The following is a 26,091-nucleotide window of genomic DNA, read 5'->3' on the forward strand; positions in this document are numbered from 1 at the left end:
TAAACTTAGGTTTTAATGTCTTTTAGGATTTCTTCAAGCTGAATCATAAAGTAGTCTATCTCTCTGTAATTAATGATAAGAGGAGGAGAAAGTCTTAAAACATTAGGCTTGGGAGTAGTGGTTAAAATCCTTCTTTTTAATAGTTCCTGATAGATGGGTTTTACCTCTATGGTAAACTCAATACCTATCAACAGACCTTTTCCTCTTACCTGTTTGATAAGACCTGGATATTCTTCCTGATAAGCCCTTAATTTTTCCATGATAACTTTACCTTTAAGTTCTACCTCTTCAAGAAAGGTTGGGTCCGAGATCATTTCAACCACTTTACAGCCTACAGCACAGGCTATAGGATTCCCTCCGAAAGTAGAGGCATGGCTACCAGGGGTTAAAAAATCAATCACTTCTTTTTTAGCAATCATGGCTGAGAGAGGAAGTCCGTTGGCTAAGGCCTTGGCAAGACACATCACATCAGGCTCTATCCCATAATGTTCATAAGCAAAAAGCCTTCCAGTCCTTCCTAACCCAGTCTGGATTTCATCAAAGATCAACAAAGCCGAATATTTTTGGCAAAGTTCTTTAGCTTGAGCTATAAACTCTTGGGTTAGTGGATAAACACCTCCCTCACCCTGGATGGGCTCCATGATTACCGCACAGACACTTTCATCAAAAGCCTCTTTTAGTTCCTGCAAATCGTTAGGCTCAACAAAAACCACCCCTGGGACTAAAGGTTCAAACCCTTCCCAATATTTAGGCTGACCTGTTACCGAAAGAGAACCTAAAGTCCTTCCATGAAAAGAATTTTTTAAGGCAATAAACTTATGTTTAGATCTTCCAAAATTTTGATAAGCCCAGCGTCTGGAAAGTTTTAAGGCTGCTTCAACTGCCTCGGTACCACTGTTTGCAAAAAAAACCTTATCTCCAAAGGAAAGTTCTACCAACTTTTTGGCAAGCCTTACCTGAGGTTCGGTGTAATAAAGGTTTGAAGTATGCCATAAACATTCGGCTTGTTCTTTTAAAACCTGAACAAGTTGAGGATGGGCATGTCCTAAATTACAAACAGCTATCCCCGCAGTAAAATCTAAATATTCTTCTCCTTTATCTGTAAAAAGTCTTGTGCTTTCACCTCTAACAAACACAACAGGTTCTCTTTTATAGTTAGGAGCAAGATAAACTTCTCCAAGGTCTGCAAGATAACTCATCTTTCTCTCCTTTTTTAAAAGTTGACCATCTCTTCTATAGTAACTTTTTTCAACTCTACCTTTCTTCCTAAAAACATCCCGGCAATCTTTCCAAAATAGGCGGTTAAATCGGAAACAAAAATTTCTAACCCGTTTGTCTCTAAGGTTGACTTAAACTCTGGATGTTCTTCTATAAAATTAGCTACGTTAGAAGCTACCTCCTCTGATGGATCTACCAGTTTTATTCTTTTCCCTGCCTTTTCCTGGATAAGTTTTTTAATGATAGGATAATGAGTACACCCCAAGATTAAAGTATCTATACCTCTCATTTTAAGAGGGATCAGGTATTTTTTTACTATCCTTCTGGTTTCGGGTTTTTTAAGCCACCCTTCTTCTATAAGTGGCACAAGTAAGGGAGCTGGGTTTGAATAAAGCTTTATCTCCGGGTCTTTTTCTGCAAAAAGCCTGTCATATACCTTGCTTCCTACGGTTGTCCTGGTACCGATCAGTCCTATTTTTTTATTTTTGGTAAGCCTTAGGGCTTTTTCCATAGAAGGAGTAACCACCTCAAAAAAAGGAACCTCTGGGAAGGTCTCTTTTAATACTGGCATAGCGGTACTTGAAGCGGTATGACAGGCAACGACTATTATCTTAGCCCCAAGCTTTAGTAAAAACCTCGTGTTTTCAACGGCATATCTGGTAACTGTTTCTGGGCTTTTGGTCCCATAAGGAGTTCTTGCAGTGTCTCCAAAATAAACAATCTTGTAATTTTTTATCTTAACTAAAAGCTCTTTTACTACCGTAAGTCCACCTAACCCTGAGTCAAATACCCCTATCATTTCCCCATCCCAAAATAAAACTCAAGGCTTGCACCTACAGCCGTAAGCACAGCCAACCAAAGGGCCATTTTTATAAACTGGTCTCTGTTTAATCCTTTCTTAGTAAATTTAGCCAATAGTCCATTAAAAATGATCGTAATTCCTAAACCATAAAGTCCGCTTCCTATAAAGATCCTTCCAGAATGCAATAAGGTTTTTATCAAATCTGAAGGATAGATCCTTAAGCTAAAAAGCACCCATAAAACTATAGCAGCAAAAACCTTCGGCTGTAAAAACCATCGTAGGTTCATTTTGTTACCCTTAGGTTAATTTTTTCAAGTATAGGTTTTGAGGCATTAGCCTTAAAAAAGGCTTGAGTTCCTTTACCTTCACAAATTTTAATAAAAAGCTGATCAACGTCTCTTACTATGGCTCCGCAGAGCCAAGTTATGGGGGTAAAACGAAAAACCTCAGGACAAAGAGGTGTGGTTGGCCCCATCAAAACCACCTCAGGTACCCCATAAAGGCCCTCTAAAACCTGCTCTAACGTCTTGTTAACCAAGGTTGAAGAAGTAATTATAGCCAGCTTAATCTTATCTTTGATTTCTGCTAAAGGAAAAGTTCTTATGTCTTCCTCTTTTTCTAATACCCAGACCTTTTTAACCTTACCTTGAAGTTTGCGAAGCACAGGTTCAAATCTCCCTACCATAAGGATTTCATCTTTATAGTCAAACTTGAGTATTGAAAAAAGATCCCCCTCTACAGCATTTTTTAAATTTTCTTTCCTGCCAGAAAAGATAGCATTGATGGTTGCAAGTCCTACGATCGACTCAATCTGGTTAGGAGAAAGATAGCCTTTTATCGCTATGTCCGCAGGTAATTTCCAAAAGTTAATACTATCATCTAACTCGCAACAATTCTTAATTTCAGGCAAAAGTGTATAAGCAAGCCCTGTCCCACACCTTTCTACCTCAACCATCGTATAGTGAATTCCTATCACCATTCTTTTTATTTTTTTAGCCCTGGCATACGGAAGAGCTCTTTCTACAAGCTCGGTATAAATTCCCATCTATCAGACCAACCCTAAACTATCTTATCCTAAAGACCCTTTCAAGTATCTGGTCTACCAAATTTTGTAAGAGCTCCTTTTTCCCAGGCAATTGAAACAACTCGGTCAAATCCTCACACGAGGAAAGCTCCTCTATAAAGGGAAGCTCAAAAAGTAGAGGAAGTTTAGTTTTTTCCAAAAACTCTTTAAAAGCCTCTTGTTGTTCAAAGACCCCAGAAAAATTCTTGATTATACCTAAAACTGGTATCTCTTTTTCTCTTAAAATCCCCACAGTCCGCAAGGCATCTGCCAAAGCCATTTTGTTGGCAGTGGTAACCAGCACAAAACCCTCTGGTGCAAAAAGGTCAAGCATGGTAAGAAAGATATCTCCGGTACCAGGAGGTAGGTCGAGGACCAAAAAATCAAGAGGGCCCCATTCAACCTTCCCTACAAGCTCCTGTAAAAGTTTAGAAGCCATAAGCCCTCTCATAAAAACCGGCTCTTTTTCAGAAACCATAAGGGCTAAGCTCATTACCTTCAACTGAAAAGGACCTAATACCGGCTTTATTTTTCCAAATTCGATCAAAGGAGGGGTATTCTTCAAACCCAAGGCAAGATTAACGTTAGGACCGTAAAAATCCAAGTCAAACAGCCCAACCGAGTATCCGTTAGCTTTTAAACCAAGAGAGATAAGGGTTGAGGCGGTAGTTTTTCCTACCCCTCCTTTACCACTTCCCACAGCTAAAACAAATCTCACGTCCCTTAAGCCAGTATGTTTTTTAAGTTCTTCCCTTAAGGATTGTAAATCTTTAGTAGGACAACTTTTTCCTTCCATAAACCATCCAATCCCTAAAGATTTCTTAAACCAAGGACATCCTGCATTCCATAAACCCCGGGCTCTTTACCAACCACCCAAATCGCAGCTTTGATAGCCCCTCTGGCAAAGGTTTCTCTCGAGCTTGCTTTATGGGTAAGCTCTATTCTTTCTCCTATTCCAGCAAAAAGCACCGTGTGTTCTCCTACGATGTCTCCTCCTCTTATCGTTTGTATTCCTATTTCATTAGAAGACCTTTCTCCTATGATACCTTCCCTACAAAACCGATAATCCTTATCGCTCCTACCTAAAGCCTGAGCTATTACGTTAGCCAACTTCAAAGCCGTCCCACTGGGGGCGTCTTTTTTCATCCTATGATGGGCCTCTATGATTTCGATGTCATAACCTTCAGCAAGCACCTTAGCGGTAATCTCTACCAACTTGCAAAGCAGATTAACTCCCATACTCATGTTGTAGTCCTGAACTAAAGGAAAGTTTTGTTTAGCCAGTTGATGGATCTCTTCTAGTTCTTCTTTGGTAAAACCTGTTGTTCCCAAAACATAAGCCTTTTTGTACTTAGCGTTGATTTTTATGTTTTCTAAGGAGGCTTTATGGAAGGTAAAATCTATGATTACATCTCCTTTTTCTATAACCTTTTCTAAACTTCCTTCTACGATGATTCCTGTTTTAGGGAGACCTACCACTTCTCCTACGTCTTTTCCTACAGCAGGATGTTCAGGATGTTCAAAAGCCCCTACTAAATCTATTTCAGGATTATTAAAAATAAGGTTAATGAGGGTTTTACCCATCCTACCTGCAGCACCTGCTACTATGGCCTTTACCGGCATTTTGTCCCTCCTTTGGGTTGTTTTTGATTATTTTTCTTTCCTCCTTCCAGAGGAAAAGGGAATTGTCAACAAGAATGGCTCCCCGTCTTAGAAAACACCTTAACCAAAAACAACCAAACCACAACTATCCCTAATATTACCAAAATCCCTTCTAAGCTCATGAGGTTTTCTCCTCCTTACTTTTTAAAAATTCCTCTAAATATTCAGCAAAAACTTTAAAAAGAGGTTCTTCGATGTCTTCTCCCTCTACAAAACGATAAAACTTCCGAAAAAGATCCTTTTCATCTAAAATCTGGGTCTTATCTAAATGCCAATCGATACCTAATAAACTCCACTCCTTTTCTTCTTGCTTTACCTCCTCTTCATACTTTAATTCAAGAAGATTGGGGAAAACCTTTTTTAACCGCTCATAGGGATAGGCAACCGGGGTTTTGTCCTTCAAAATTATTCTTACAAAACTCTCATCACCTTTAAGTATAAGATCCTTAAAATAGCCTTCGTAGGTTTTTAATCGATAAGGAGAGTCTATAGGGATCAGTTCGTAGCTCACCATTTGTTTTTCAAAAGAAATAAACCCAAACCCTTTATTATAGTTTGCCTCATCAAAACTATAAGGCATAGGACTACCTGAATAAAAAATCTTGGAGTTAGGGGACTGAAACCTATGAAGATGTCCGAAAAGACAGAGGTCAAAACATTCAAAAAGACTTATCGGAAAAATTTCTTCATTTCCTACTGTATTTTGCCATCTACCTCTTAGAACCTCTTCTCCAGAAAAAACTGCCTTGTCTACCGCTAAATGCCCTACCAAAACCGCAGGTCTTTTTATTTCTATCTTAGAAAAAAGAAAACTTAAAAGTTCTGGTATAGACACCTGATCCTTTTCTTCTAAAAAGTCTAAACCCTCATTAGGAAACGATTCTTTTACCAGAGAAATCAACTCAAACACAGAAAGATGGGGGAGCAAATAAAAATAAACTCTCTCTCCGTTTTTCTCCCATACAAAGGGATTTATGAAAAAAGAGAGGTCGTCTGCTAAATAGATTTTTTCAGCCTCTAAAAATTCTTTAAAAAGACTGATCCTTTTAGAATCATGGTTCCCTAAGATAAAAAGGATGGGAACCTTGGTTGAAGTTAACATCCTAAGAACTTCTTTATACCCCTTTAAGGTCTCATAATCTGGAATTGGTTTATCCACTATGTCTCCTGATACTACGATAAGGTCAGGTTTTTGTTCTCTTACCAGAGGAAGGAATGTTTTTTCAAAGAAGCTGAGTTGATAATCTATCAATTTTTTGTTTTGAAGGATTTTTCCTAAATGCCAGTCAGAGCTGTGTAGAATCTTCATCGATCCTCAAGTCTGTTTTAGGTTTAAAATGTTGAGCAACGATAAACATCTCTCGGCTTTCTTTTCTCGAACTCTTAGGTTTAAAAAGTTTAACACCTTTGAAGTATTTTTCAATTTGTTTTTTAAGTTGAGGAAGCTTCTGACCTTCAAAAACTTTTGCTACAAAGTGTCCACCAGGTTTTAAAGTTTTCAAAACCAATTCTAAAGCCTTTTCGACTAAACTAACAGACCTTACATGGTCTACAAACTTATCTCCGGTGGTCTTAGGTGCCATGTCACTAACGATTACGTCAAACTTATCTATTCCCAAAGCTAAAAAGTCTTGAGAAGTTAACTCAAAAACGTCCTTTAGCAAAAAAGTAAAATTAGGATGACTTATCTTAACCTCTTGCAAGTCAACCCCTATAACTCTACCCTCTTTCCCCACAAGTTTACACAGATATTTAGACCAAGACCCAGGAGCTGCCCCTAAATCAAGTACCACATCTCCTTTTTTTACCAACCGATAAGCCTCTTGGATTTCCATCAGTTTATAAACCGACCGGGCTGGATACCCTGCCTCCTTTGCCTTTTTAGCCCATGTATCGAACCAAGGATTATTAGCCATAAGCCTCCCAAAAAAGTTTAGTGATATTTTTTTATTTCATCTATCAAGAACTGCAAAGCCTCAAAGGCTTCGTATCTATGTTTAGCAAATATCGCAAATCCTGTAACCCTATCACCTACCTTTAAAAATCCTTGGTTATGATAGATGATTACCTCTATCAAACCAAACTTTTCTATAGTTTTTTTTCTTATGTCTTCGAGATGGTTAAAAACTTCGTCTTTGATAAACATCCCTTCTGCAGGAACTACCTCTCCTCCCTTTAAATCATACTCTCTTACAAATCCATTAAACTCAACCACACAACCAAATTTTCCTAAAAGTTTTTTAGTCAGCTCTTCTTTTTTTTCTAAATAGGCTTGATAATCCTTAAAAACCATAAGAGCCTCCTCCTATTTCATTTTTTTAGCTCTTTTATACGGGCTTTAGAGTATCTTTCTTCTTCACTAAAGATACATCCACAATACGACTGCCTATAAAGTTCAAGAGTTATAGCCTCTTCCTGACCAAGTTTATACCCTTTTCTAAAATCTTCATAAAAAAAAGGGATCTGATATTTATGGCTCAGGTCTTCAGCTATTTCTTTTATGAGGTTATGTTTTTGGTAAATACTATAAAGTAAGGTTGTAGTAAAGGCTTCTGCCTTTAATTCTAAGGCTTTTTTTACCGTTTGTCTAAGCCTTATAACATAACAGCGTTCACATCTTTTTTCAGGATTTTCACAAATCATAAAAGTTTCTTTAACAAAAAATCTAAGACCATAAGTTTTGTCCCAGATTATTTTAATCCCTTTTAGCGTTTCTACCTGTTCTAAGGCTTTAACCCTTACTTTAAACTCTCGATAAGGGTGGATATTCGGGTTGTAAAAATATCCCAAAACCTCTATTCCTTTTTCCTTAAACCAAGACAGTGGATAAAGTAAACAAGGTCCACAACAAACATGAATTAATATCATAAGTAAATAATACAACAATTTTAGTAAAAACCAACTATTTTAAATCTACAACCTTGTTTCAACACCTATTTAGGCTAAAGGCTAATACTTAAACAAGGTAGGTTGTCTCCAAATTATTTTAAGGACTATAGGAGAAATAAAGGTAGTGATACCAACGACAAAAACCATTACCGCATATAACATTTCGTCATAAACCCCGCTTATCCTGCCAAATTCAGCAAAAATGAGGCCAACCTCTCCTCTTGGCACCATAGAAAAGCCTACGCTTAACCTTTCTTTCCAATTACCCTTAATCATAAACCCTACGACAAGTTTTCCTAAAATAGCTACTACTGAAAGAATAAGGCTTAAAAACCAAAAGGTAGCAGAGGAAAAATCTATCACTTTAAGGTTAAGTTGAAGGCCTACGTAAACAAAAAAGATAGGAGTAAAAAGATTTAATAACGGTTGGAGAGAGGTTTCTATCTTGTGAACGATTTCGCTATCGGTATTTAGTGTGATAGCAAAAGGAAGGGTAAACCTGCGAGAAAAGGCAATTCCTGCGGTAAAAGCTCCTAAGATTTCTGGAGATCCTATTTCATGAGCAGCATAGGCAAAAAACAACATCAAAGCTACCACAACAGGAGGAACAAAATCTACGGTAGACAACCTCTTAGCTATGAACGATATGATATAAGCTAAAAATTTTCCCAAAACCGGAGCTATCAAAAAAAAGGTTGCGATATATGTCATAAACAATAAAGTATTTTTTATCTCTACCGTTTGGGTTTTTGAAAACTCAAAAAGAATAGATAGAACAACTACCCCAAAGATATCATCAAGTACCGCTGCTCCCAACACTATTTGGGAGAATCTTTCGTTAAGTTTACCTAAGTCCTCAAGTACCCTTATGGTTATACCTATACTTGTAGCTGTAAGGGTACCTCCTATAAAAAGGGCTTGGGTGAGATTTAAGTCAAAAACAAAAAGAGAAACGCTCATACCTAACAAAAAGGGGAAAACTGCCCCGATTAGAGCCACTTCTAAGGCCCAAAAACCCACCTTTTTTAGCTGCTTTAAGTCTGCCTCAAAGCCTATATGAAACAACAAAAATATGATCCCAAGTTCTGCTAAAATTTGTATTACCTTGTTAACAGGAATTAATCCTAAGACACTCTGACCAAGCAAAACTCCTACTAAAATTTCTCCTATCACCGAGGGAATACCAAACTTTGCAAAAATATCTCCTGTTAACCTTGCCAAAAACAAAATAATCCCGATGTACAAGAAAAGTACATGAATTTCTAAGTTTTCCATCTATCTACACCTCTTTAGATATTACAAACTTTAAGGTTCAAACTCTTTTAAATAAGCCTGAGCTTTTGCCAAATCCTCTTCTTTGCCTATCAAAATTAACACATCCCCTTCTTCTATTTTTTCTTCAGGAGAGGGATTTATTAAAAACTCAGGGCCTCTTTTTATGGCTATGATGGTAACCCCTGTTTTTGATCGAAGTCCCAACTCTTTTATAGACTTCCCTGCCAATCTATTTCCCTTTTTAACCAGAAAGTTCTGGATGTTTTCTACTTTTAAAAATTCAAGCCCTTCTAAGAGTTCAAACTTTAAATCTTGGACGTTTCTAAAAGCGCTATAATGTTTGCTTCTCAGGTTCTCTAACAGCTCATAGATAACGTTTTTAGGAACTTTGTATACCTCTAAAACTTTTGCAAACATTTCTATAGAAACCTCAAACTCTTCAGGTATCACTTCATTAGCCCCTAATTTTAGCAACTCTTCCATCTCAGCCACAAACTTACTTCTTCCTATGATGTAAAGCTGTGGATTTTCTTTTCTAGCTATAGAAACGATCTTTCTGGCTGCTATAACATCTCCCATAGAAACCACTAAGGTTTTAGCTTCTCTAACCCCAAATTTAAGTAGTATCTCTCTGTTGGTAGCATCTGCAAAAAAGATAGGTTCACCTTTTTGTCTGTACTTCTTAACTGTATTAGGGTTCATTTCTAAAATAACGTAAGGTATTTTTAGGGTTTTTAGTCCATAAACGATGTTTTTTCCTGCTACCCCAAAACCTACTACTATCGTATGATCTTTTAACTCGGCTTTTTCCTCTTTTATCTTTACAGCCCTTCTCTTTTGATAACGAACATACAGTTTAGAAGAAATCTTTGACAGGAAAAATTCTGTAAGGTTATGACTAAACTGAATCCAAAAAGGAGTTATAAACAAAGAAGCGATCGAAGCCCCCATAAACACCTGATAAAACTCTTCAGATAAAAAACCCATCCTTTTGCCTTCTAAGGCTAAAACAAAAGAAAACTCTCCTATCTGTAGAAGATAGAAAGTGGTTAAAAGGGCTACCCTTAGGCTTCTGTTAACCAGTAAGGTCGCTATAAAAATACCTGCAAACTTAACCAGCAGCATAACTCCTAAAAGGGCTAGCGTTTTTAAGAAATTGTTTAAAAGAAAGGTAGGGTTCAGTAAAAGCCCTATTGACACGAAAAATATAGCCATAAGAAGGTCTTTTAAGGGTTTGATTTCAGCTACGCTTTGATAGGCATAGTCTGATTCAGAAATCACTAATCCTGCTAAAAAGGCACCCAGAGCCAGAGAAAGACCTATTTGATAGGAAAAAAAGGCTGTTCCTAAAGCAAGGCTCAACAAGGTCATCAGAAAAAGCTCACGACTTTTGGTTTTAACTATCTGATGGAAGATATAAGGAACGGCGTAATAAGCTACCAAAAATAAACCGATAATAAACCCAAAGGATTTAAAAATCGAAAAAAAGAGACCTCCTAAGCTACCCTCTTTTCCTGCTAAAATGGGCAGCATAAGCATTACAAACACAACGGTTAAATCTTGAAAAATTAATACCCCAAAAGAGGTGCGACCATACGGAGAGTTAATCTCTCCTCTATCCATCAGCATCTTAAGCACCAAAGCCGTGCTACTCATAGCTACAAGAAATCCATAAAAAACCCCATTTGAAAATGAGGTCTTTAAAAAGACTAAGCTTAATCCTAAAATCAAAAAGACTGTTAAAAAAACTTGTAGAAAACCCGTTAAGAGAACTTCGTTTCGGTAAGCTATTAACTTTTTAATAGAAAACTCTATACCTATAGTAAACATCAAGAAAATAACACCCATCTCAGCCAGAGTTTCTATTAAATGAACATCCTTTAAAAGACCTATACCATAAGGACCTACTAAAATTCCAGTGATTAAGAACCCGATTACAGAAGGAACTTTAAGCTTAGTAGTTGCCCAGACAACAGGAATACAACCTAAAAAAATGAGCAAAAAACTTTTTAAAACCTCAATCAAACCTTCCATAGTTATGAAATTATAACTAAAAAAACAAAAAAGTAAAAATTTTATGGGAAGTTAAATAAATCTGAGAGTTTTAAAGAGTTTTAAACAAAAAGCCCTGCTTCTAAACGAAGCAGGGCTTTTTGGACGATTAAAGAACGATGTTTTCTTCGTCTGGGGTGAGGATTTTTTCTAACTTGATTTTAAAAATCAAGTCTTCTCCTGCTAAAGGTGGATTAAGGTCTAACACTATCCCCTCTTCGGTAACCTCTAAAATGGTTGCAGGAAAGGTCATCTCTCCTTGAGGAGTATCAACGATGAGGTTTAACATCAAGCCTGGCTCTGGAGCTACATCCAAACTTAATGCCTCTTTGGGGATAGATCTTACCAAATTTTCATCCTTGGGACCAAAGGCCTTTTCTGAAGGAATAAGCACCTCTTTTTCTTCTCCCTCTTCCATTCCGATCACCGCTTCAGAAAGTCCAGGGATAATCTCAGCAGAACCAACCTGAAAGATAAAAGGTTCTCCATCATAGGTGTTTTCAAAAACCTCACCGTTTTTCAGCTGACCTACACAATGAATGCTTACCACATCTCCTAACTGAACCTTACGCATAACTAAACTCCTTATTTTTAGAAAATGATAGAAGCTGAAAGACAAGAGGATCGGACTCTTGAGTCTCTCATCCTTCTACCTTAATTTTTAACAATAACACATAAGAAGAAAAAAACAAGTCTGATCTAAAACAAAAGAATCTAACAATTGTCTTTTAACACTACCAAACCAAAACAAGCAATAACTTCCTTGTTACCTTCTAAAAGCAATCCTTCAGCACTTCTAGCTTTTATCCCTATATCTAAAGGAGAGAGCCCTGTAAGCTCTGCTATACGAGTTTTCATCAACTCGTAGTAGGGACTTAATTTAGGCTGGTCACAAACAAAGGTAAGGTCTATCTGGTGGATGGTGTACCCTTTTTCTTTTACTTTTGAAAGTGCTTGTTTTAAAAGCTCAGTACTATCTATATCCTTATACTTTGGGTTTTTATCAGGAAAAAGAATACCTATATCAGGCAAACCTGCAGCAGAAAGCATAGCATCTATAAGTGCGTGAAGCCCCACATCGCCGTCCGAATGTCCTAAAAGTCCCTTTTCAAAAGGGATTTCAACCCCGCACAACCTTAATGGCCTTCCTTCAACCAAACGATGCAAGTCAAAACTAAAACCAAATCGCAAACTCTTGCCCCTTATTAGAACTACATATAAAATATAGCATCTAAAAAGTTAAAAACCAAGGAATCTTGAAAAATATATTAAACTCTTTTAAAGATTGCGCTTTACAAGTCAAGCGTTACAAGTAGGCACTCTTTTGGTTGAACCTTTAGACAATTACGATATAATTTTTATAAATTACTTTAAATTAAACTAAAAAGGAGTTTGTTTGGTTAAAAAAGGATTAACCTCAGATAGAAAAGCATTAGTTTTATTGATAGGCACCAACCCTCTGGCAAACTATGTAATCCCTCTTTATTTTAAGACATTTCATAACTATAGAAATTTCGTTTTTATTTTTTCTGAAGATAACCAAGTACAAAAAGGTACCCAAATTTATGCTGAAAGGGTAAAAAATCTTCTTCATCTACACCCCGACCAGGTATTTTTTGTTCCGCTAAAAGACATAGGCAACGTTCAGCAGATTATCGAAGATCTTGATATGGTGGGCATCTGGGAAAAATTTGATGAAGTCCATCTCAACTACAAACCTGGGACCAAACCCATGGTAGTTGGGGTCTATAACTTTTTAAAAAATCTTTATCAGACCCGTTTTTCAGCTTCTTACTTAGACACAAGAAGGTTTAAAATTGTGTATGACAGCGGAGACATCTTTCCGGTATTAGGAGACCTGAGAAATTATCTTTTTCTTGACATTAAAACCTTACTTAAGTTATCTCTTTATGAAAAATTAAAAGCAGATAGCTGGGAAGATTTTAAGTTTAAAGAAACTTTACAAACCATTAAAAAAGTAGTTATAGAAGAAAACAGGATAGAAGAGTTTTTGTCCTGGCTTGAAAATCCTTTTAGAAGAATTTTTAAAAACGATAAAGACCTTTTTAAAACAGCAAAAAGGTTTAAAGAGCATCTTAAAAAACCTGAAATCAGAAGTTTTATAGAAACCTTAGAAACATCTACCCCGGATTTTGTCTGGGAAATATTGGAAAGTTTACCAGAAGACAAGAAGCTTACTGAAGGAAGAAGCCTCTGGGTTCCACCTGAAAACCTTGGTAAAGAAGCCCTTAAACAAAGGGTCAAGGATTCTATAGAATTTTTAGACGGTCTTTGGCTTGAATGGTATGTATATGGAGAATTAAAAGAAAAACTTGAAGACCTTGGGCTTAAAGAAAAAATGCAATTTGGGCTTTCTCTTAAGGCTCAAAAAGACTCAAAACCTTTTGAACTGGATCTTTTTATCATAAACGGTTATCAGTTAATAGGTATCTCGATTACCACAGAAGACAGGTCTAACATCTGCAAGCTTAAAGGTTTTGAGATTATCCATAGGGTTAAACAGATAGGAGGAGAAGAAGGGAGAGCTTTTCTAATAACCGGATTGCCTAAAGAAAAAGTCAAAGAAACCCAGAAAGACCTTTCCTTTGTAGACGGAAGTTTAGAGTCAAAAATCGTGATCTATGGAAGAGAAGACTGGAAAGAAATAGGCCTTAAACTTATAGACGAAGTTTTTTAATCTCCCTTTAGCTTAAGAAGTTCTTCCACCACCCTTCTAAGTCTTATAAAACCTTCTTTAGACCCTCCATGGTCTGGGTGTAATACTTTAGCCCTTTTTCTAAAAAGGCCTAATATCTCTTTTCTATTAGCTCTTTTTATTTCTTCTATAGGTACCTCAAGATAATAAGAGGCTTCTTGATAAATCTTTTCAATCGAAACAAAAATCATAGGCTCTCTCGGATACCCCTTATGCTTTTTAAAACCCTCATCAAAATATAACCAGAGGTATCTACAAAAATAATTTTTTAAAAGCTCTTCTTTGTTTAATCCCATACAAAAACTTTCATCCTCTAAAACTTGGCAAAAATTTTTTAAAAACAAAACATCTACCTCTTCTTCTTTCATCTTATAAGGTAGTCTTAACACCCCAAAAATTGCCCTTACATACTTTATTTTTTCCCTATAAGGTAGCTCATCCTCCATATCCCAGAAAAAGTTTTCAAGCTCGTCTCTTGATTTTTCCATAAGGTTTTTTAAAAAAGGAAAAGGATGAAAAAGAAACTTGTCTGGTTCAAGGACCCCAAGCTTCAAAACCAAATACCTTTTTATATCAAAGGGATGTAATACCTCTAAATTAAGCGATTTTTTAGATTGTTTTCTTGTTTTAGGTTTTTCAAACTGAAGGATGATTCTTTGGGCTTCGGGATTTAAAAATCTGAAAAATAGTTTTTCTAATTCATGCTGATCGGTAGGATATCCTAAGGATTCTAAAACCTCCTCTAATTCTATAGAAAAGGCTACATCACTATAATAGGTGATATATTTCTCTGGATTGGTCCCTAAGTTTAATACAAGTCTGCTTTTCCAGTAAGGTGCCTCATAGTAGGATTCTTTAAGGCTGTATTCATAACCTCCTGGAACCGGTCTTCTTGCTATGTACATAATATTATGTTTCTTTTTTTACCTAAAAAACATATTTTAGCAAAAATCCTGTTTGGTAGTACTTCCATCCAGAGGTCGTTCCTGCTGCGTAGTTTCCTCCCTCTATCGACATTTCAAAGTTCAAGTTTTCGTTAAGTTTAATACCTAAAGTACCTGTACCCCCATAGGCCTTATCATAAGACCAAAGTCCATAACGCCTAAAGGTTTGATGACCGATAAAGGGTTCCAAATAAACGTAAACTTTCGGGTTTTCGTAATAAATAGTTAAAAACAATTGGTTTGACCAAAAATCATCAGGGTCAAAATATCCGTGTCTTTTCTGTTTATCAAAGTCTAAATAAACCACCCTGTATCCAAGGCTTACTGTAGGATTACCAAAGTTAATCTTATAACGAACAGAACCTTGGACAGAGTCTGCTTGGTTATCATCTGAATACCAACGACGATTATAATTAGCATAAAAAGAAATACGGTCTGTAACCGACTGATTAATAAAATAATTTATCGATAAAACTCTTATTACGTCTTCCATAAGCTCTGCGGTATCTGTAAGGACACTTTTATTAACACTTAATCCTGTACTCCCTCTACCAGCCAATAGATTTAACCCCACCCCTCCTATCACAAAGGTCTTATCTTTTCCTCCTTGAGAAAAACCCAAGGAAACAGAACCCCATAGAGGATGGGTTAACCTCTTACCTACTTCAAAGATTAATTCATCAGAGTAAGAGGTTCGCAGATTATCTGAGCCCTCCCTATAAAAATAATTGCCAACCACCCTAAAGTCTTTCAGATAGCTTTCAAACCCTAACCGATAGGTATAAACTTCGTTTTCGTCGGTATCATGAAAATAAGAAAATCCTGTTAATACAGCAGGATTAAAGATAGATTTTTTATACAACTCAAGGTCTTTTACGTCTTTTTCCTGATAAGGATACCCTGGCTTTAAGAGTTTAAAATTTTCTTCTAATTTAGAAGGTATCCTTAAACTACCATAAGCATAAGCCTTACCTAACCTGGCGTCAAAATCATCCCTTTTGGCAAGGATTTGATCGTACAGATCTAAAGCCTTATCAGGCCTTACCAAAAACCTCAAAGCATTAGCCTTAACCAACAAAGCTTCTTCATCAGCAGGGTCTTTTTTAAGCAAAGCGTCAACCATACTTAAAGCTTCTATCTGTCTTCCTTGCCAAGAAAGCACCCTTGCCAGCTGTAGGATTGCCCTACGATTTTGAGGGTCTTTTCTTAAAACCTCTCTTAAAATCTCTTCTGATTCCTTTAGTTTTCCTCCCCAAGAAATTCTGGTAGCCATGGTAATAAGCTCTTCTATCTCATACTCTTTATACAACCGAAGAGCTTCTATGTACTCTGTAGCAGCTTTTTTGATCTCTCCTTTTTTAAACAGCTCATCTCCTGCTTTTTTATGCTGAAAGGATTGTTCTTTGTTTTTATCTTGAGGAGTTAAACCCACGGTTTCAGCCAAACCATATCCTTGTCCTAAAAACCATAAGGTTAAAATCAAGATTAAAACACCAAACTTTTTCATAGGTTCTCTCCTTTTGTAACCAAGTTTTTAAAATCTTCTAAACTAAAATAATGGTTTAAGTTAAACCTCGGGATAAATGGGGAATTTAAGGCAGGGTTATAATAAGTGCTCTCTATGGTTTCTTCTTCAGACATAAAGATATTTTTAAATCCAAGCTTTTTCAAAATCTTAACATGCTCAGAAGTTAACCTTTCTCCCAAAGGAGACGAAAAGGTAGTAACCTCGATTTTTAGGTGTTTAAAAGCCTCTTCTTTAAACCTTAAAAGATCCTCCTCAAACTTTTTCAAGCTCAACTTTTTACTCCAGTTAGGAAAGTGAAAATCATAGCTATGGCATCCTATCTCAAGTAAGCCTTCATCGAGAATTTCTCTGTATTCATCCCAGCTTATGAACCAGCCTTTACCAACTTTACTACCTATAACATTCATCACCACCTTAAACCTATACTCTCTTAAAAGAGGATAGGCATATTCCAAAAAGGTATAACTCCCGTCGTCAAAGGTAAGCATAATCTTTTTTCTTTTTTTTGCCAAACTTTGGTCTAATTCCTGTGGCAAGAGGGTCTCAAACCCTGATGAGTAGAGAAATTCCATCTGAGAAAAAAACTCCTCAGGGGTAACGGTATAAGGTGTAAGAGGTTCATAGGCTATCTCATGATAAAGTAAAACCGGGAAACTTTCCTCTTGAGAGGCATTTTTTTCCTCAAAAGAAAAAACCAAAGATTTAGAGGTCAAACTTCCAAGGCTTGATAAAAGCAGTAACTTTAACGTCTCTCTTCTGCTAATTTTTCTCATTTTTTAAGTACCTTTGTAAAATAAAATAACTCTTTTTTAAACGGGTATGAAAAGAGGGAACGTTCCATTTTTCCCAAACATACGTATTAATTTTGTCTTTTTCTAAAGGATTAGGCCTAAAATCAAGTACTTTTAAAGCTCTGGGAGGGTTTAATGGGTCAGGCTTGTAACTTATCACCACCACCCTAATACCGTCAGACTCCTTCCAAAGGATGTTTTTTTCCTTCCAAAACATCTTTCTTGAGCTTGGGTCTGAAAAATTTAAAAGCTCCCAAGGTAGCCTGATCTCTATCAAGTTATCTTTTATGTAAAAATCTGCTAAACTATCAAAAACTGGATTTTCTGGCTTAAGGCTACCAAACCTTAAACTACTTAAGTTATAAAACTTTGGACCAAAAAGTTTTTTAAAATCTTTGGTAATCCTTCTCATGTTGGTTTTACATAATATCAAGTTCCATTTTCCTGCAAGGCTTTTTTGCGGAAAAACCTCTTCTTTAGGAGAAAACAACTTATCGTGAGAAAGCATTTTATTATAAGACGAGGCTACAAGTAGTCTGGAATCTTTTTTTCCGGTAATATGCAACAAAAATTTTAACCCCACAGGAGAAATAAGGTTGATACCTGCAGGAAAAGAAAATTCGCCATATTCTTTATGCCCAGTATCTATCCCGACAAAAAATTGAGTCTCTTTTAAATTTATCTTTGTTGAGACCTCTACCAGGATGTACAAAAAACCCTCATCATTAGTAAGTCTTATCGATTTTATCTCTCCTTCTTTGTTTAGAGGGTTAAAGTTTTTGTAAGCTATGAAAGCTTCTTCCCATTCTTTAAGTTCACCAGATAAAGAAACTATCTTTTTAGGATATCCAGGATATACTTCTAAAAGTCCGTAGTTTTCCTCTGGGTCCTGCAGATTAAACCATAGAGACTTTCTCTCTCTTGGTAAATAGTACTTCATAAAAAGCCAGTTTACTTTAAACCATTCGTCAGCCCAGCTAAAAATCACATATCCTGTACAGTTTGCCTTTTCAATGTCTTTGATCATCTCTACCAAGATTCTTCCTTGTTCAACCTCATTTTTTCCACCATGAGTCCAACCATGGACTTGCCAGTGAGCAGAAGCTCTACTTGTAGGTATACCAAACTCTGCGATTAACAAGGCTTGCCCTTTATGATGTTCTTTGAGACGCTTTAAGTAAGCCAAATAAGGTCTTTTTTCTGTTAAAAACTCATAGTTCATAAAATCTGGATAGTAGGGATAAACGTGATATGAAGAAAAAAAACAGTTAAAAGAGCTTTTTATTTTATAGGTATCAAAAACTTCCATGTCTTCGTTCTCGTTACATTTTTTTAAGTTAGGTTTTACTCCGATAAAAAAAGACTCTTCATCTTCTATGTTGCTTTCCGTAGGATGTTCTATAGGGTCAAGGGGTATCCAGTTTACCACAGAAACCAACGGTAAATGCCCATAGGTCTCATAAGAATAGTTTAAAAGATAGTCTAAAATCTGAGTATTCCACACCTCAAAGGGATTCCCTTTTTCTATGTAAAGATATTTTCCGTAGAAATCTTTATCTTTTCTCGCATAACGTTCGTTATATCCTTTAACCAAACAGGCTTCAGGTTCTCTTCCAAAAAGATATCCTAACAAGAAAGGGGATATATCCCACAGATATTTTCCCGAAGGGAACCCAGGTCTTTCAGAAAGGCTGGCATTTCCATGGACAGCGTCCACCACATCCTTTATATGGGTTTTCAACCTATTTAAAAACTCTGGATCATCGAGCACCTCTGCCCTCTCAGGTTCATACCAAATTCCCTGCAGCAAAAAAAGCTTAGGCTCTTTTTGATTAAACTCATATAGTGCCTGATAAAAACCAGGAGACTGAAGAGCATATACTCGAATGGTGTTTATCCCCATTTCATGGATTAATTGAAACCATTCCAAATAAGTTTTCATCTTTATCGGATACTCTCCAGGGAAATAACCTGGAAGAGCAAGCCCGAGGTTAACCCCTTTTATCCAGAATTTTTCCCAATGTTTTTGTTTTTTAATGTAAACATAGTCTCCTTCAGCCTTAAATCTAATTTCTTGATGGGAACGTTTAATTTGCACGTCTTTTAATAGCTCTCCTATTTCTTCTATCTTTTTTTGAGCCTTTTCATTTTGTGGGTCTATTTCAAGTAATTTATGATAAGCCCAAAGGGCAGAGGAGAAATCATTGAGATGATAGTAAGCCTCAGCCACACCTAACCATCCCTCTTTTTTAAATCCTTGATTTATAGCCTCTTTAAATAAGTTTAAAGCTTCTTGATAATCCCCTCTATTTAAAGCCTCTTGTCCTAAAAACAAAAATTTATTCAACACCATTTAGTTATAACACCTTGGCTTTTTTGACTACCTCCCATTTCTTATAGCCCAACCAAAATTGGAGGGTAGCCTGAAACCTGAAAAAGCTGGTGATTTGTCTATAACCCAAATTTTCGGCTATTCCATATAGCATAAGCCTCAAAACTTGAGACCATCGAGGATACCTTTTAAAACTCATCTCTTCCAAAAAAATACCTCCTACTGAAAGAAAAATACCATAACCTATCGCTAAGGTTAAAAATAAAACCAAAAACTCAAAGCTTAATATTCCAAAAAAATAACACAAAAAAACTATAGGATAGCCTAAGGTTTCTACCACTGCCCCAACTGCTTCAAAAAGGTAAAAAGGCATAACCAAACATCCTATCCTTCCGTATTTGGGATTAAAAAACATTCCTTTATAAAACCATAAAGTCTGTAATAATCCTAAATGCCATCTCCTTCTTTGTTTGGAAAGCTCTCCCAAGGTTTCAGGGACCTCAGTCCAGCAAACAGGGTCAGGAAGAAACCTTATGTAATAGGGGTCTCCTTTTTGTCTAAAATGTTTATGCAAACGTACTACTATTTCAAAATCTTCTGTAACCGTAAGGTTGTTAAAACCACCTACTTGAAGCAAAGCCTCCCTGTTAAAAAGGCTAAAAGCACCTGAAAGAATCAAGGTACTTTTTAATCTTTCCCAGCCCAATCTTCCGAAAAGAAATCCACGAATGTATTCAACTATTTGAAAAATAGGCAAGGCTTTTTTAGGAAGTTCTATCGTAGAAACCTTGCCTTCTTGTAATTTTACCTCGTTTAAAACCCTAACTACCCCTCCCAAGGCTAAAACAGGAACCTCACTTTCTAAAATCTTTCTACCTAACCTTAAAAGAGAATCTACTTCAAGTACAGTATCTGCATCTACGGTACAAACATAAGGATATTGAGCAAAGTTTAACCCACAGTTAAGCGCATCAAACTTACCTCCTCTTTCTTTATCTACCACCAAAAGGTTCGGATACAGCAAAGAGCGATAAATTCCCCTTACCTCTGCTGTTTGCAGAGTTTTACGATAGATGAAAAATGGCAGTTTTTTCAACTGAAATCTTTCAGTCAGAATCTTCCAGGTTTCATCGGTGGAACCATCGTTAACCACTATTATTTCAAAATAAGGATAATCAAGGCTTAAGGCTGAGTGTATTGTCCTTAGAATTACCTCTTCTTCATTATAAACCGGTATGATAACACTGACAGGAGGAAGCTGTGGATAAAGCTTTAATTCTTGGAAGTTATAAAACCTAAGGTATTTTAAGTATTCAACTATAGACAAAAAAGAAAGCAACAAAAGTAGAGTATAAAAGGTGTTTAAAGTAGCATAATAAAAACCAATAAAATAATTAAACCCGATTAAAAAACTTTTTAGAATTTCCATCTTCCCTCTCTTATGCCATTTTATAGTTTAAATCCAAAAAAGACTTTATCTTTTCGACATAACTTTTTAAAGGACCTTTAATCCCATCCTCTTTTAATCTTTCCCAAACCCCACTCATTACCATTTCTTCTACCAAGCTATCCCTACCATATGGGTCTTTAATCTCAAGCAAAGAAGGCAATCTGACGATTAGCTCTTCTATAGGAAACTTAAATAACACCTTGGCTGCCTCTCTTCTTACTAAGGCATTTTTATCTTCTAACAGTGGGGTAACATAATCTACCATCTCAGGGGTTATCTTCTTTTCTAAAACCTTTAAAGCTGAAAGCCTAACAAACCAGGATGGATGCCTCAAAAAAGGCAAAATTTCCTCTAAACTAACTTCTTTATCCAATTCAACGGCTTTGCTCAACACTTTCAAGGCTTTAGCCAAGATTTCTGGATGCTCAAAATTAAGATGCTCTTTCACTATTCTGAGCAAGGTTTCATCTAAATGTTTAGAATAATAAAATCCTTCCAAAAGAGCCATCCTAAAGGAATTAGAGGGAGGTTGTTCTTTTAGGAAATCATAGATGGCAAAACTTGCCTGTTCCTTAAATCTATCTATAAAATCGTTGATTATCAGACTAACCGATCTAAGGTTCAAAACCCTTTGTTTTTGCTTTTCATAAAGAAGATTTAAAAACGTTTTAAAATAGGCTTTATCAAGGAGTTTACCGCAACTCAAAAAACCTACAAAAGCTACCTCCGGGTCATCTTCCTTTTGTAAGGCCTCTAACATCCTTTCTAAACTTTTTCTCGAACCTAAAGTAGCCAATATTCTGAAGGCTTCTCCTCTTTCATAAGGTTTAGACGAATGAAGCTTTTTCTCGTATTCCTCTATAAAACCAAGCTCTTGAGCAAAGATTAAACTCTTTTCAGGTAACCTTGAAGAATAATTTAGAAGTGTCTCTAAAAGGGCCTGTCTCTCTAACGAAGAAGAAACTTTTAGCTTTAGTTTAAGTTTAGACAAATCTACTGAAGGGGCACGAAAGGGCTCCTCTAAAACCCGAACAAAATAGTTGCGAGCACGGTCTAATCTTTGATATTTTATCTGGGCCAAAAACCTCCTGATAAAATCATAAATAACCAAAAAGAGATTAACCGAAAAGATAACTAAAATTATAAAAGATAACACCTTTACCGTAAAAAACATAAAATAATCCTTTTTTAAAAGTTTATTTTTTAACTTACTATGTATTAATTGTAGAAATAAATAATTTTAAAGTCAACTAAAAATTTGGACATCGCAGGTTCAAAATTAAAATGTTACATATTACTTTCAAAGTCTAAATGTCATACAGGGGAAAAAACCTTTTTAAAAGAATAAAGAAATTTGGCATTTTAAAATCCTCTGTTACCTTTGACAAACCTCAAATTATCCTTATAATATTTGTTTAATATAAAGCAAAATCGACTTTTATCGGAGGTAAAAATGAAAAAGATGGTAAGATTACTTATGGTGTTTACAGTCCTTTGCCTAATGGTTAACTTTAAGGAACTCTCTGCTCAAGAGGTCATAGATGTTACTAAAGAAGTAAACGTAACAGGTAACAACCCAGAGCTTATATATTATCCTGTTCCATTTATTCCTGTGTTAAAAGACCTTAGTTATCAGGGGGAACAAAGCGCTCTTTTAAAAACTGAAAAGATTATTACCGGGATGTTGGTTTTTAAAGGAAATTACAAAGCCAATTCTTTGTTAGAGTTTTATAGAGTTCAGATGAAAAACAACGGTTGGGAAGAGGTGGGAAGTTTTACCTCTAAGATTACCTTTGTAGCTTACAAACGCCCAGAAGGGCATGCCTTTATCTCTGTGTCTGAAGGTTATTTTTCTACTGAATTAAGGATCGTAATCATCTTTAATAAAACTAATTAGAATTAATTTTTAAAATTTTAAAACTCTTAGAGGAGAAAAAATTGGTAGCTAATGGTCTTAAGGGGAGAAACATCCTTGTAGGGCTCACTGGGGGGATAGCTGTCTATAAGATCTGTGAGTTCATAAGAAAACTCAAAAATTCTGGAGCCAACGTTAAAGTAATCCTTTCTAAAGGTGCTGAAAAGTTTGTTACCCCTTTACTTTTGGCAAGTCTCTCTGGAGAAAAAGCTTATACTGACGAAGATTTCTTTAAACCAACCGGAGAAATTTTGCATATAGACCTTGCCAAGTTTCCTGACGTTGTAATAATAGCACCTGCTACAGCTTCCTTTATGGCTAAACTTGCCTCAGGTCAGGCAGACGAGCTTTTACTTTCTACCCTGTTAGCCACCAAAAGCCCTGTATACATCTTTCCTTCCATGAATACTAACATGTGGGAGCATCCTGCTACCCAGAGAAATGTAGAAACCTTAAAATCATGGGGATACAGGGTTTATGAACCTGCATCTGGGGCTCTTGCCTGCAATACCACAGGTAAAGGCAGGTTACCAGAGGTAGAAGAGATCTTTGAAACACTGCAAGCCCATTTTGTAAAAAAAGATATGTTAGGGCAAAAGGTTTTGATTACCGGAGGACCTACCAGAGAGTACATAGACGAGGTTAGGTTTATCACCAACGATTCCTCTGGGAAAATGGCCTTTTTATTGGCTAAAGAGGCCTACTACCGAGGGGCTGAAGTATATCTTGTCTGGGGAGGAAAAGAACTTCCAGGTATCTTTCCAAGGATAAACGATTTTTTTGGAATACCTTATCCTAAGGTTTTTTCGGTATCTACCACCAAAGAAATGTTAGAAGTAGCTAAAACACTTTTTCCTAAGTGCAATTTGGCAATTTTCGCAGCTGCTCCATGTGATTTTAGACCAAAACAAACCCTGAAAGGTAAAATAAAAAAACAAGAAATTCTAACCTTAGAACTGGAAATCACAGAAGACATAGCCAAAACCCTTTCTTCTCAAAAACAACCCAATCAGATAACCATAGGGTTTGCCTTGGAAACTCCAGAAAATTTAGAAAAATACGCCCTTCTCAAGAAAAAAGAAAAGAACTTCGATTTTATCATAGCCAATCCCATCAGCACCTTGTCTGCCGAAACCTCTGACTTTATCGTTTTCACTCCCAAAGACAAACTTGAGTTCAAAGAGGTTTCTAAGGCTTACTTAGCTAAGGTTTTGTTTGATTTAATCGGGGTGTAAGGGCATAAGGGTTCTTCTTCTAAATAATCACCTGTAGCCTCATAGGCCCTGGCACGACACCCCCCACAAACCCTTATATATTCACATCTTCCGCATTTTCCCTTGTATTTAGAAAAATCTCTAAGATTATTAAATACCTCTGAATTCTCCCAAACTTCCTTAAACGTCTGTTCTCTAAGGTTCCCACAAGGCACCTCTAAGTATCCACAAGTTTGTACTATCCCTACATGAGAAATAAAACAAAATCCAGTACCAGCAAGACAACCTCTGGTCATAGCATCAAGTCCAAAGTTTTCAACCGTCACCTCCTTTCCCTCTTTTTTAGCCCTTTGTCTTAAAATTCGATAATAAGTAGGGGCACAGGTAGCTTTAAGCTGAAGATTACACCTATCTCTTTGTTCGTAAAACCACCCTAAAATCTCTTCATACTTTTCTGCATTAATTCCACCTGTGGAAAGTTCCTTTCCTCTTCCTACTGGGACCAACAAAAAGATATGATGTGCCACCGCACCTAAGGATTTTGCAAGTTCATGTACCTTAGGGAGTTCTTCTAAATTTTGTGGGGTAATCGTGGTGTTTATTTGGAAAGGAACCCCCACTTTTTTTAAGTTTTCTATCCCTTTTAAAGCCCCTTCAAATGCCCCTGGAACTTTTCTAAAATTATCATGGCTTTCCGGGGTACTTCCATCAAGGCTGATACTAACCCTGGAAATGCCTGTTTCTTTAATTTGTTGGGCTACTTCCTTGGTTATAAGAGTACCGTTGGTAGCAAGCACCGGTTTAAACCCTAAATCTATCGACCGTTTAGCTATCTGAAAAAGGTCTTTTCTTAATAAAGGTTCTCCGCCTGTAAGGATGATGATAGGCTCTGCCACCTCTTTTATTTCTTCAAGTATTCTGAAAATCTCTTCTGTGGTAAGTTCATTTGCATAAGGACCTTTAGAGGCTGCTGCCCTACAATGCACACAATCTAAATTACAACTTCTGGTAAGTTCCCAGGCAATAAGCCTTGGCTTAAATGTTTTTTCCATCCTTTTTACCCTCACATTTTATATCTTTCTCGTAAAAGAACTGCTCTACCTTCAGGCTGCTTTTCATTTTTTATGTTTATTAGTTCTATGATAACCACATCAGGAGGAGTTAAAAACCTCATAGGAGGGCCTCCGGTCCCAACCCCTTTTGATACAAAAAGATAAGACCCCTTTCCCAAATATTTTAATCCCCTATCAGTTTCGTATAAAAGTTTAACCAAAAAAGAGCCTATTCCTTTATATAGTCCTCCGTGGGTATGACCAGAAAGCATAAGGTTAAAACATCCGATGGTTTCTTTTTGAACCACCGGTTGATGTTTTAAAACTAACACAAACTTATCTCGAGGGATTTTACACAAAAAAGTGTTTTCATCAAAACCTGGACTACAGGCTTTATAATAACGACAATCTCTATCGTCAAGACCAACTAAAACCAAAAAACTTCCTACTATCTCTGTTTCGTCTTTTAATACCTTAAACCCTGACTTTTCTATAAACTCTAAAGCCTGTTTCCAGCCTCTGTAGTATTCATGATTTCCCATCACCGCATACTTTCCAAGAGGTGCGGTGATTTTAGCTAATTCTTCTACCAGATGGTCCTTTTTTCTCATGTTTCCATCAACTAAATCTCCGGTATTTACTATCAGATCTGGTTTTTCCTTTTCCCAGACTTTTTTAACCAGTTCAATCTTTTCTTGACCCAAAAAAGGCCCTAAATGCAGGTCAGAGATCTGCATGATCTTAACCTGACTTGCTTGAAGAGGAAGTTTATCTGTTCTTATCTGAAGCCTTATAACCTCTAAACCAAGGGTTTCATAGTAACTGTATGCAGAAAACCCTAAGGCTAAAGGAACGGCACCTAACAAAATCTTTTTTGAAGTAAGGGCTTCCCAGCGAAAAACGATCTTTATTAAGTCAAAAACTACACAAAAAACGCAAAGATAAAGCACAAAACCGATCCACATAAGCACCAAAAAAGCCAACCACTTAGAAAATAGAGGGTCTAAATATTGGTCAGCATACCTTATTAAAACCGGAGAGAATACAAGTAGGCTAAACAAAAAAACAAAAAATTTACGGAGATTACGTCTTTTAACTAAGGGCCTAATCTTAGTAAGATAAAGATAGAGATAAATCAGAGAAAATACAGTAAAAAAGACTAAAAGAAACCAGAACATAAAATCAAAA

25 protein-coding genes are annotated in these 26,091 nt (G+C 36.4%); 3 read left to right on the forward strand and 22 right to left on the reverse strand.

The features are described 5' to 3' along the window. Positions 1 to 5 precede the first annotated feature (5 nt). From H529_RS0101225 to ispF, 14 genes are all read right to left on the reverse strand, one after another. Positions 6 to 1,199: an aspartate aminotransferase family protein gene (locus H529_RS0101225; protein ID WP_022854753.1), complete on the reverse strand. Its 1,194-nt coding sequence runs from the start codon at positions 1,197 to 1,199 to the stop codon at positions 6 to 8. 14 nt (positions 1,200 to 1,213) lie between these two features. Continuing rightward, positions 1,214 to 2,017: a glutamate racemase gene (gene murI, locus H529_RS0101230; protein WP_022854754.1), complete on the reverse strand. Its 804-nt coding sequence runs from the start codon at positions 2,015 to 2,017 to the stop codon at positions 1,214 to 1,216. Beyond that, positions 2,014 to 2,307 carry a hypothetical protein gene (locus H529_RS0101235; RefSeq protein WP_022854755.1) on the reverse strand — a complete coding sequence of 98 codons (294 nt, stop codon included), beginning with the start codon at positions 2,305 to 2,307 and terminating at the stop codon, positions 2,014 to 2,016. The genes murI and H529_RS0101235 overlap by 4 nt, the downstream gene beginning before the upstream one ends. Continuing rightward, positions 2,304 to 3,065: a Rossmann-like domain-containing protein gene (locus tag H529_RS0101240; protein ID WP_022854756.1), complete on the reverse strand. Its 762-nt coding sequence runs from the start codon at positions 3,063 to 3,065 to the stop codon at positions 2,304 to 2,306. Before H529_RS0101240 ends, H529_RS0101235 begins: the two co-directional genes overlap by 4 nt. A gap of 19 nt (positions 3,066 to 3,084) precedes the next feature. After that, positions 3,085 to 3,879, reverse strand: coding sequence for a P-loop NTPase (locus H529_RS09655; RefSeq protein ID WP_022854757.1), 795 nt, complete (start codon positions 3,877 to 3,879; stop codon positions 3,085 to 3,087). 14 nt (positions 3,880 to 3,893) lie between these two features. Beyond that, the gene (gene dapB / locus H529_RS0101250) at positions 3,894 to 4,706 is read right to left on the reverse strand and encodes a 4-hydroxy-tetrahydrodipicolinate reductase (protein ID WP_022854758.1); all 813 of its coding nucleotides are present in this window, start codon (positions 4,704 to 4,706) and stop codon (positions 3,894 to 3,896) included. A gap of 157 nt (positions 4,707 to 4,863) precedes the next feature. Continuing rightward, complete coding sequence (locus tag H529_RS0101260; RefSeq protein ID WP_022854760.1) at positions 4,864 to 6,054, reverse strand: metallophosphoesterase family protein; 1,191 nt, start codon at positions 6,052 to 6,054, stop codon at positions 4,864 to 4,866. Beyond that, positions 6,032 to 6,661, reverse strand: coding sequence for an RlmE family RNA methyltransferase (locus H529_RS09660; RefSeq protein ID WP_022854761.1), 630 nt, complete (start codon positions 6,659 to 6,661; stop codon positions 6,032 to 6,034). The genes H529_RS0101260 and H529_RS09660 overlap by 23 nt, the downstream gene beginning before the upstream one ends. A 17-nt stretch (positions 6,662 to 6,678) precedes the next feature. Continuing rightward, the gene (locus tag H529_RS0101270; protein WP_022854762.1) at positions 6,679 to 7,038 is read right to left on the reverse strand and encodes a molybdenum cofactor biosynthesis protein MoaE; all 360 of its coding nucleotides are present in this window, start codon (positions 7,036 to 7,038) and stop codon (positions 6,679 to 6,681) included. 17 nt (positions 7,039 to 7,055) lie between these two features. Beyond that, positions 7,056 to 7,613, reverse strand: coding sequence for an epoxyqueuosine reductase QueH (locus H529_RS0101275; protein ID WP_028842975.1), 558 nt, complete (start codon positions 7,611 to 7,613; stop codon positions 7,056 to 7,058). 81 nt (positions 7,614 to 7,694) lie between these two features. Beyond that, the gene (locus H529_RS0101280) at positions 7,695 to 8,909 is read right to left on the reverse strand and encodes a cation:proton antiporter (RefSeq protein WP_022854763.1); all 1,215 of its coding nucleotides are present in this window, start codon (positions 8,907 to 8,909) and stop codon (positions 7,695 to 7,697) included. A 30-nt stretch (positions 8,910 to 8,939) separates the two neighbouring features. Continuing rightward, positions 8,940 to 10,934 carry a monovalent cation:proton antiporter family protein gene (locus H529_RS0101285; RefSeq protein ID WP_211209628.1) on the reverse strand — a complete coding sequence of 665 codons (1,995 nt, stop codon included), beginning with the start codon at positions 10,932 to 10,934 and terminating at the stop codon, positions 8,940 to 8,942. A 136-nt stretch (positions 10,935 to 11,070) separates the two neighbouring features. Further along, positions 11,071 to 11,535, reverse strand: a complete 465-nt coding sequence (locus H529_RS0101290; RefSeq protein WP_022854765.1) for an FKBP-type peptidyl-prolyl cis-trans isomerase — start codon at positions 11,533 to 11,535, stop codon at positions 11,071 to 11,073. A gap of 140 nt (positions 11,536 to 11,675) precedes the next feature. After that, complete coding sequence (gene ispF, locus H529_RS0101295; RefSeq protein WP_022854766.1) at positions 11,676 to 12,152, reverse strand: 2-C-methyl-D-erythritol 2,4-cyclodiphosphate synthase; 477 nt, start codon at positions 12,150 to 12,152, stop codon at positions 11,676 to 11,678. Between the two features lie 205 nt (positions 12,153 to 12,357). Here ispF and H529_RS0101300 point away from each other — a divergent pair, with 205 nt between their 5' ends. Continuing rightward, entirely contained in the window at positions 12,358 to 13,659 is a 1,302-nt protein-coding gene (locus tag H529_RS0101300) for a hypothetical protein (protein WP_022854767.1), read from the forward strand. Here the strand turns inward: H529_RS0101300 and H529_RS0101305 are convergent. The 6 genes from H529_RS0101305 to H529_RS0101330 are packed head-to-tail and all read right to left on the reverse strand — an operon-like array spanning position 13,656 to position 21,896. After that, complete coding sequence (locus H529_RS0101305; protein WP_022854768.1) at positions 13,656 to 14,582, reverse strand: hypothetical protein; 927 nt, start codon at positions 14,580 to 14,582, stop codon at positions 13,656 to 13,658. The two genes, H529_RS0101300 and H529_RS0101305, sit on opposite strands and share 4 nt — an antisense overlap. 22 nt (positions 14,583 to 14,604) lie before the next feature. Then, a complete protein-coding gene (locus H529_RS0101310) occupies positions 14,605 to 16,128 on the reverse strand; it encodes a tetratricopeptide repeat protein (RefSeq protein WP_022854769.1) in 1,524 nt (507 codons plus the stop codon). After that, positions 16,125 to 16,922, reverse strand: coding sequence for a polysaccharide deacetylase family protein (locus H529_RS0101315; RefSeq protein ID WP_022854770.1), 798 nt, complete (start codon positions 16,920 to 16,922; stop codon positions 16,125 to 16,127). Before H529_RS0101315 ends, H529_RS0101310 begins: the two co-directional genes overlap by 4 nt. Next, positions 16,909 to 19,293, reverse strand: coding sequence for a tetratricopeptide repeat protein (locus H529_RS0101320; RefSeq protein WP_022854771.1), 2,385 nt, complete (start codon positions 19,291 to 19,293; stop codon positions 16,909 to 16,911). Before H529_RS0101320 ends, H529_RS0101315 begins: the two co-directional genes overlap by 14 nt. Before the next feature lie 4 nt (positions 19,294 to 19,297). After that, positions 19,298 to 20,701, reverse strand: coding sequence for a glycosyltransferase (locus tag H529_RS0101325; protein WP_022854772.1), 1,404 nt, complete (start codon positions 20,699 to 20,701; stop codon positions 19,298 to 19,300). Between the two features lie 10 nt (positions 20,702 to 20,711). Beyond that, positions 20,712 to 21,896, reverse strand: a complete 1,185-nt coding sequence (locus H529_RS0101330) for a HEAT repeat domain-containing protein (protein WP_022854773.1) — start codon at positions 21,894 to 21,896, stop codon at positions 20,712 to 20,714. 279 nt (positions 21,897 to 22,175) lie between these two features. On the opposite strand from H529_RS0101330, the gene H529_RS0101335 reads away from it, so the two are divergent. Together H529_RS0101335 and coaBC are read left to right on the forward strand one after the other, a co-directional pair. Next, positions 22,176 to 22,619, forward strand: a complete 444-nt coding sequence (locus H529_RS0101335; protein ID WP_022854774.1) for a hypothetical protein — start codon at positions 22,176 to 22,178, stop codon at positions 22,617 to 22,619. Between the two features lie 41 nt (positions 22,620 to 22,660). Beyond that, positions 22,661 to 23,872, forward strand: coding sequence for a bifunctional phosphopantothenoylcysteine decarboxylase/phosphopantothenate--cysteine ligase CoaBC (gene coaBC, locus H529_RS0101340; protein ID WP_022854775.1), 1,212 nt, complete (start codon positions 22,661 to 22,663; stop codon positions 23,870 to 23,872). Here coaBC and ahbD read toward each other — a convergent pair. Both ahbD and H529_RS09670 read right to left on the reverse strand, forming a co-directional pair. After that, entirely contained in the window at positions 23,833 to 24,903 is a 1,071-nt protein-coding gene (ahbD, locus tag H529_RS09665; RefSeq protein WP_033396682.1) for a heme b synthase, read from the reverse strand. The two genes, coaBC and ahbD, sit on opposite strands and share 40 nt — an antisense overlap. Positions 24,904 to 24,914: 11 nt before the next feature. Further along, entirely contained in the window at positions 24,915 to 26,081 is a 1,167-nt protein-coding gene (locus H529_RS09670; RefSeq protein ID WP_022854777.1) for a metallophosphoesterase, read from the reverse strand. Positions 26,082 to 26,091: the final 10 nt, after the last annotated feature.

Source organism: Thermodesulfobacterium thermophilum DSM 1276, from assembly GCF_000421605.1.
GTDB classification, from domain to species: Bacteria; Desulfobacterota; Thermodesulfobacteria; order Thermodesulfobacteriales; family Thermodesulfobacteriaceae; genus Thermodesulfobacterium; species Thermodesulfobacterium thermophilum.